Genomic DNA, 7046 nt, shown 5'->3' on the forward strand with positions numbered 1-7046 from the left:
TAAATCTCCTTTAAAAATCTTAGGGAAAAATTTGTAATTTCAGCAAAACTTTGGTAGAATAATAAAGATGAATAAGGAGGAGGTGTAATTATGGCAAGAGCATGCGATATATGTGGCAAAGGTACAGCATCAGGTAAGTCTGTAACATTCTCACATAGACAAATTAACAGAACTTTTAAAGCAAACGTGCACAAAATTAAAGCTATTGTTGATGGCACTCCAAAAACTATTAACGCTTGTACAAAATGTATTAAAAGTGGAAAAGTAGAAAAAGCTTAAGCTTTTTTAGTTTAGTACTAAATTAAAAATTTTTAAACTGGCCTTGTGGTCAGTTTTTTAATTTGCGCACAAAAATAGCTGGTAAATGATATTGTCATAAACCAGCTTTTTCTTTTATTCGTAATCTTTAAAAATTTCGTGATAAGTCTTTATTTGTGCCCTTATATCCTTGGCAAAGACATCGGAGCCTACTACAACTTCATCAACTCCAAGGTCTAAAACTTCCCTCACGTTGGAAGTTTTAATGCCCCCATCCACTTCAATTTTTATATCTAAATTATTTTCATCAATGTATTTTCTGTAAAGAGCCATGGTATCTTTTGTTTCTGCCATAAACTTTTGTCCACCAAAACCAGGTCTTACACTCATTACCAAAATCAAATCGATTTGGTCAAAATATTCTAAAAGTAATTTTGGATCTGTTTCAGGTTTAGCAGTCAATCCTACTTCCATACCAGCATCTCTAATAGCTTTTAAGGTAGCTCTTAAATCCTTACAGGCCTCATAATGAACAGTAATCCTGTCAGAACCTGCCTTCTTAAAATCTTCAATATACCTAATTGGTTCCCCAATCATAAGGTGGGTATCAAAAAAATAATCATTTTTATCCCTAATATCAGATATAATCTTAAAACCAAAGGAGATATTTGGCACAAAAGTACCATCCATTATATCAATGTGAATCATTTTAAGTCCACAATCCTTGGTTTGGTCTAAATCGCCTTGTAAATTAGCGAAATTTGCTGATAGTATCGATGGTGCTAGTCTTACCATTTGTTTAATCTCCTTTGTTTTAATTCTTCAAATAATTGGATATAATTTTTATATCGTGACTGGGAAATTTTCCCCTCTGCCAAGTCTTCCTTGACCCTGCAAGATGGCTCATTTATGTGGTTACAATCCTTAAACTTACAAGACCTGTCCCTTAATTCTACAAAGGTGTTTTTTAAGTCATTTTCATCTTCTAAAAAATCAAGGTCAAATGAATCAAAGCCAGGAGTATCAAAAATAAAAGTGTCTTCTTCAAGTTTAAAAATTTCTGTATGGCGGGTGGTATTCTTGCCCCTTTTTGATTTTTGACTTATGGATCCAATTTCAATTTCAGCATCAATTAGGTTTGATAAAAAAGTTGATTTTCCAACGCCAGATGCACCTGAAACTGCGGATGTTTTGCCCTTTAAGATTTGTTTAATCTTTTCTTTTGGGAAATCCTTATAATTGTCAATTAATATCACTTCATAGCCAATATTCCTATAGATTTCTGCTAAATTTTCTATTTCCTCCCTAGGGGCTAGGTCTATTTTTGTTAGCATAATTGTTACAGAAATATTCAAATACTCACACATAGCGAGGTATTTATCTAGGTTATAAAGATTAAGGGGTGGGTCATTTATAGTTACAAAAACCAAAAGCTGGTCAATATTTGCTATGTTAGGTCTTTTGATTTCATTTTTACGATCAAGTAACTTTGTTATATAGGCTTTCGATTCTTCCAAAAGCTCTATTTCAACATTATCGCCCACCAAAGGCTTTTGGGCCTTGACCCTAAAGTTGCCCCTAGCCTTGGCCATAAATACCTTTTCTTTTGTGTCCACATAATATAATTCTTTTTGACTTTTAATTATTTTCCCAATCATTAGTTAACTTGATACACTCCATAGGATTCATCATCTACCAGAACTTCTACACTTGTTCCTGACATGGCCATAAACTTGAGAACTAATACTCCATTATCATTTAGGTCGCTTGCTGTGTGGTAATCATTGTATAAAAGGTCACTTTTGTTTCCGTTGCTGTCTACCTTATAAATTTTGACATTAAAGTTTTCCTTTTCACTTGCAACATTTAGCCTAATTTCAACTTCCCTATTAGGACTCTTTGCCTTTTCTTCTTCGCCTTGGCTTATTACAAAGTCTATAGCAGAATTTTCGGCAACCTCTGTATCAGCTCCTATTGATTGGCTGATTACAAGTCCCTTGGCAGTGTTAGAAGAATACTGGTAGTCCACATTTCTAACTCTGAGGTGGTTGTTTCTGGCAGCTGTAATTGCATCTTTTTCTGCCATACCTACATAATTACCTACCTTGATATTTTCAGTTGTATCTTCCTTTCCTACTGATATTACTACATTAACTTCAGAACCAGACTGAACTGAAGATCCTGCAACAGGAACTTGTCTTATTACCAAGTCTTTTTCAACATTATTCGAATAGTCAGTGGAGGTTGTACCTATTTTTAAACCTAAATCTTTTAAGGTCTCTTCAGCCTGGCTTAAATTCATATTTTTTAGTTCAGGAACCTTCACTTCCCTACCGGAAGATATAACTAAATTAACAATAGTGCCTTTTTTGGCTCTTGTCGATGATTCTGGGTCTTGGCTCATAACCTTGCCCTTTTCGTATTCATCACTTTCTGCATACCTGGAGATATTGGCTCTAAATCCTCGCTTTTCTAGCTGGTTAACAGCTTGGTCTTCTGCGAGGTTTACAACTGTTGGCACTTCTATTTCATCAGAATTCATCCTTGAAGAGAATAAATACACAACTCCAACCAAGATAAAAGCTAGAAGGGCTAATGGCCAAATCTTAATAGGATTTTTTTTCTTTTTTTTCTTTGCCTTATCTTCACCAGTGGAAACATAAATAGCTTCCTTGTTTTCCTCTATTGGATCAGGATATGTTTCTTTTTTGGGAACAACTATCGGAATCCTAGCTGTATCTTCATAAGAATCTCCACCTTTGACCAAGGATTCATCATCAAGGGCTTCTATAAGCTCGCTTGCATTTTGAAATCTCTCTGTAGGGTCTTTTTTCAAAAGTTTCATAATTATGTAATTCAAATGCTTGGACAAATTAGGATTTAATTCCCTTGGAGGAATTGGGTCGTCTTGGATATGCATAACTGCAATTCCTACCGAATTGTCTGCGTCAAAAGGCACTCTACCTGTTGCCATTTCATACATCACAGCACCCAAAGAATAAAGGTCTGATTTTAAATCTACTATCTTACCCTTAGCTTGCTCAGGAGAAATATAATGAACTGTACCCAAAATAGAACTTGTGTAGGTAATAGTTGCATTTGACGAAACTCTTGCTATACCAAAATCAGTCACCTTGCACAATCCATACTTGTCTATCAAAATATTTTGTGGCTTTATATCCCTGTGGACAATACCAGAATCATGGGCGCTCTTAAGAGCTTGGGCAATTTGAGTTGAATAATCAATAATATCGTGATTTTCTAGAACTTTTTCCCTATTAATCAAATCTTTAAGAGTCTCACCCTCAACATATTCCATAACTATATATTGAATTAGCTGGCCATTTAACATATCCTTTCCGATATCATAAACATTTACTATGTTGATATGGGAAAGCCTCGCAGCTGATTGGGCCTCATTATTAAATTTCTTTGAAAATTCTTCATCCTCGGCGTACTGGTCTTTTAAAATCTTTATGGCAACAAACCTGCCTAAAAGATTGTCCTTGGCCTTGTAAACCTTGGCCATACCTCCCACGCCTATTTCTTTTATAAGCTCATATCTACTGTCTAAAATTATTTTATCCATAATAACCTCTTATAGTAAAATCGTTGTAACAGTAATATTGTCCCTGCCACCATGGTTTATAGCTTCTTCAATAAGCTTTGATGATACCTGGTAGGGATCCTTGTTATCTTTTACTATCTGTCTTATATCTTCGTCTGTCAGTTCATTTGTAAGTCCATCTGTAACCATTAAGATTATGTCCCCATCTTCCATTGGCAAGGACTTACTATCAGCAAGGACTTTTTCTTCTGTTCCAACAGCCCTAGTTATAGCTGATTTATTGATGAAATTTTTAGCCTCGTCTTCTGTAAGCGAACCACTATCCAAAAGATCATTTACCAAAGAATGGTCCCTTGTTAGTTGGGTTAGGCTATCATTTCTAAAAATATATGCCCTAGAATCGCCCAAATGACTTAGGTAATAAGTTTTATTCTTGTGGTCAATACAAAGACAAACTACAGTCGTTCCCATCTTTATATTGCCATCTTCTAATGATAATTTATATATTTCTTCATTTGCATAAAAAATTGCATCTTCAAGCAAATTTATATATGAATCATAACTTTCGATGTCAGCTTCTTTTATATATTTTATAAAAAGCTTAGCGGCGAGTTTACTGGCAAGTTCTCCCTTGCTGTGTCCTCCCATTCCATCTGCTACGATAAAAAAATCCAAATTCCCAAGGCTAATATTTGAAAATGAATCTTCATTTTCCTTTCTAATCTTGCCTATATTTGTAATCGTACTAAATTTCATGCTTACCTCGCATAATTATTTCTCAATTGGCCACATGAGGCGTCTATATCAGAGCCCATGGACCTCCTAATGGTTGCGTTTAGTCCTCTTTTTGTTAGTCTTTGTCTAAAGTCTTCAAGGACCTTGCTTGCTGGTTTTTTGTGGTCAAATTCCTCTATTGGATTTAGGGGAATTAAATTGATGTGGACATTTTTTCCGAAAAGTAGGTCGTGGAGATTTTCCACATCCTCATTTAAGTTATTTACCCCATCTATTACTACATATTCAAAAGAAACCCTACGACCTGTCTTGTCAAAATAATAATCTGTAGCTTCAATTAAATCTTCGATTGAATACCTATTGGCAACCGGCATATAAACTGCTCTTTTTTGATTATCTGCGTAGTGGAGACTTAGGGCAAGATTTACGTCTAATCCTGTATCTGCCAATTCTTTTATTTTTGTCGCAAGACCTGATGTTGAAAGGGTAATGGACCTGTGTGATAAATTTCTCCCCTTTGGATCTGTAATTATTTCGATAAACTTTTTGATATTTGTAAAATTATCTAAAGGTTCTCCGATTCCCATAATTACAATATTTGAGATAGGTCCATTAAGTCTTTCTACAAGATAAACTTCTTCAATTAATTCAGAAGCTGTCATATTTCTTACCATGCCATTTTTTGTTGATGCACAAAAAGTACAGCCCATCCTGCAACCAACTTGGCTAGAGATACAAATTGTAGCCCTATCTTTATAAGCCATGTAAACTGCTTCTACTATGTTTTTGTCGGCAAGTTGCAAGAGATATTTCTTAGTTTGGTCTACCTTTGATTCAAATGTCTTAAGTACATCTAGCCTATCGATTTTAAAGTCATTTTTAAGTTCTTCTCGCATTTTTAAGGGAAGGTCTGTCATATCATCAAAATCATTTATCCTATTGACATGGATTGCCCTGAAAACCTGCTTGGCCCTAAATTTTTGGTAGGACTTTTCCTTAAATAAGTCTTCTATTTCTGCTATTGTCTTATCATTAATACTAATCATTTATTTTCCTAAATTTACTGATGAAGAACCCATCAGTGTTGGCTTCAAAACTCTTGTATTCTATAAAATCTTGGCCATCAATTTGAACTAATTCCAAATCTTTATTTTCCATTAAATATTTAAAATTGTTCCTATTTTCTAAGGGACCTAGGGTGCAAGTAGAATACACAAGATAGCCGCCCTTTTTTACATACTTAACTGCCTTTGCTAGAATTTCTCTTTGGAGCTCTGCCAGCCTTACAATCGTTTCCTTATTTCTATTATATCGTATTTCTGGTTTTCTTCCCACTACTCCAAGACCAGAACAAGGCGCATCTACCAAACAAAAGTCAAATTTATTTTCAAAATCTCTGATAAATGTTGAAGCATCATAGTTTGTAAGACAAATATTTTTCAAACCTAACCTATCAATATTTTCTAAAATCAACTTATTTTTCGCTTTTGAAATATCATTTGCTATGATTTGGCTTGTATTTTTTGTATATTCACCTATATAAGTTGTCTTTGTACCTGGGGCAGCACATAGGTCTAAGATTTTAGAATTTTCCCTTGGGTCAAGGACCTCAACAGCTTTCATAGAGGCTTCTTGTTGGATGGTAAAAAGTCCATCCTTAAAAAACTTTGTAGCCACAAGACCTGCAGGGTTTTTTACTATCAAACCATTTGGGGAAATCTTTCCGTCTTCTATTTCAAAGCCCTCATTTACAAGCAAATTTTTTATCTCTTCCCTATTGGTCTTTAGCTCATTAACTCTGATTGAGATATCTTTTATCCTGTCAGCATCCCTTAGATAAGCCTTGGTATAGTCCATCCCATAAAAATCATAAATATACCTAGTAATCTCTTCGGGAAAAGAATACCTAATTGAAAGGCTCTTTATGTCATCAGTTTCGTAAATTTTTGCAAGTTCCTTTTCATCTTTTATAAAGGCCCTTAAGATGGCATTTACAAAGCCTGTGGATTTCTTATTTTTCGCTTTGGTTAGGTCAACTAATTTGTCAACTGTAGCGTAATCTTTAGTTTCCAAAAAATGAATATTATAAATTCCGATTTCTAAAATAAGAAGGACGTGATTATGAATTTTTTTAAGTCTAATAGCTGATAGCTTCCTAATCATGTAGTCTATGTAGATTTTATTTTCCAAACCCCCATAGACTGTTTTTGTAACTAAAGGTAGGTTTGACGCTTTTTTAGCGTAGGCATTAATCATATCAGCTGACTTGGCGTCTTCATAAATGACACTTCTTAGGATAAAAAAAATTATTTCAAAATCATTCATTTTCTAAAACATATCCTACTTCTATATCATTTCCTAAAAGAAAAGATGTTGTATCCATGGCTTTTTTGCCTGGAAATTGGATTTTTTCTATCCTTATTGACCCGTCACCTGTTCCTATCACGATTTTATCTTTTTTATTAGCTGCCAATATTTCTCCGGC

The 7046-nt window shown here is 34.4% G+C and carries 7 protein-coding genes and 1 pseudogene; 1 reads left to right on the forward strand and 7 read right to left on the reverse strand.

Features of this window, described 5'->3' with window-relative positions; all coding sequences use genetic code 11:
* Window positions 1-90 precede the first annotated feature (90 nt).
* Window positions 91-279, forward strand: a complete 189-nt coding sequence (gene rpmB / locus RQ907_RS06705) for a 50S ribosomal protein L28 (protein ID WP_209773937.1) — start codon at window positions 91-93, stop codon at window positions 277-279.
* 114 nt (window positions 280-393) lie between these two features.
* Here the strand turns inward: rpmB and rpe are convergent, their stop codons facing one another.
* From rpe to RQ907_RS06740, 7 genes and pseudogenes are all read right to left on the reverse strand, one after another.
* Window positions 394-1053 (reverse strand): ribulose-phosphate 3-epimerase, encoded by a 660-nt coding sequence (rpe, locus tag RQ907_RS06710; protein ID WP_311492607.1) that lies wholly within the window; start codon window positions 1051-1053, stop codon window positions 394-396.
* Window positions 1047-1916 (reverse strand): ribosome small subunit-dependent GTPase A, encoded by an 870-nt coding sequence (rsgA, locus tag RQ907_RS06715; protein ID WP_311492608.1) that lies wholly within the window; start codon window positions 1914-1916, stop codon window positions 1047-1049. The genes rpe and rsgA overlap by 7 nt, the downstream gene beginning before the upstream one ends.
* Window positions 1916-3847: a Stk1 family PASTA domain-containing Ser/Thr kinase gene (pknB, locus tag RQ907_RS06720; protein WP_311492609.1), complete on the reverse strand. Its 1932-nt coding sequence runs from the start codon at window positions 3845-3847 to the stop codon at window positions 1916-1918. The genes rsgA and pknB overlap by 1 nt, the downstream gene beginning before the upstream one ends.
* 9 nt (window positions 3848-3856) lie before the next feature.
* Entirely contained in the window at window positions 3857-4582 is a 726-nt protein-coding gene (locus RQ907_RS06725) for a Stp1/IreP family PP2C-type Ser/Thr phosphatase (protein ID WP_311492610.1), read from the reverse strand.
* Window positions 4583-4584: 2 nt separating this feature from the next.
* Window positions 4585-5607: a 23S rRNA (adenine(2503)-C(2))-methyltransferase RlmN gene (gene rlmN / locus RQ907_RS06730; protein ID WP_311492611.1), complete on the reverse strand. Its 1023-nt coding sequence runs from the start codon at window positions 5605-5607 to the stop codon at window positions 4585-4587.
* Window positions 5600-6886 carry a 16S rRNA (cytosine(967)-C(5))-methyltransferase RsmB gene (rsmB, locus tag RQ907_RS06735; RefSeq protein WP_311492612.1) on the reverse strand — a complete coding sequence of 429 codons (1287 nt, stop codon included), beginning with the start codon at window positions 6884-6886 and terminating at the stop codon, window positions 5600-5602. The genes rlmN and rsmB overlap by 8 nt, the downstream gene beginning before the upstream one ends.
* Window positions 6879-7046, reverse strand: a pseudogene (locus RQ907_RS06740) (methionyl-tRNA formyltransferase); the annotation flags it as partial. The gene rsmB and the pseudogene RQ907_RS06740, both read right to left, overlap by 8 nt.

This window comes from uncultured Anaerococcus sp. (assembly GCF_963510575.1).
Lineage (GTDB): Bacteria > Bacillota > Clostridia > Tissierellales > Peptoniphilaceae > Anaerococcus.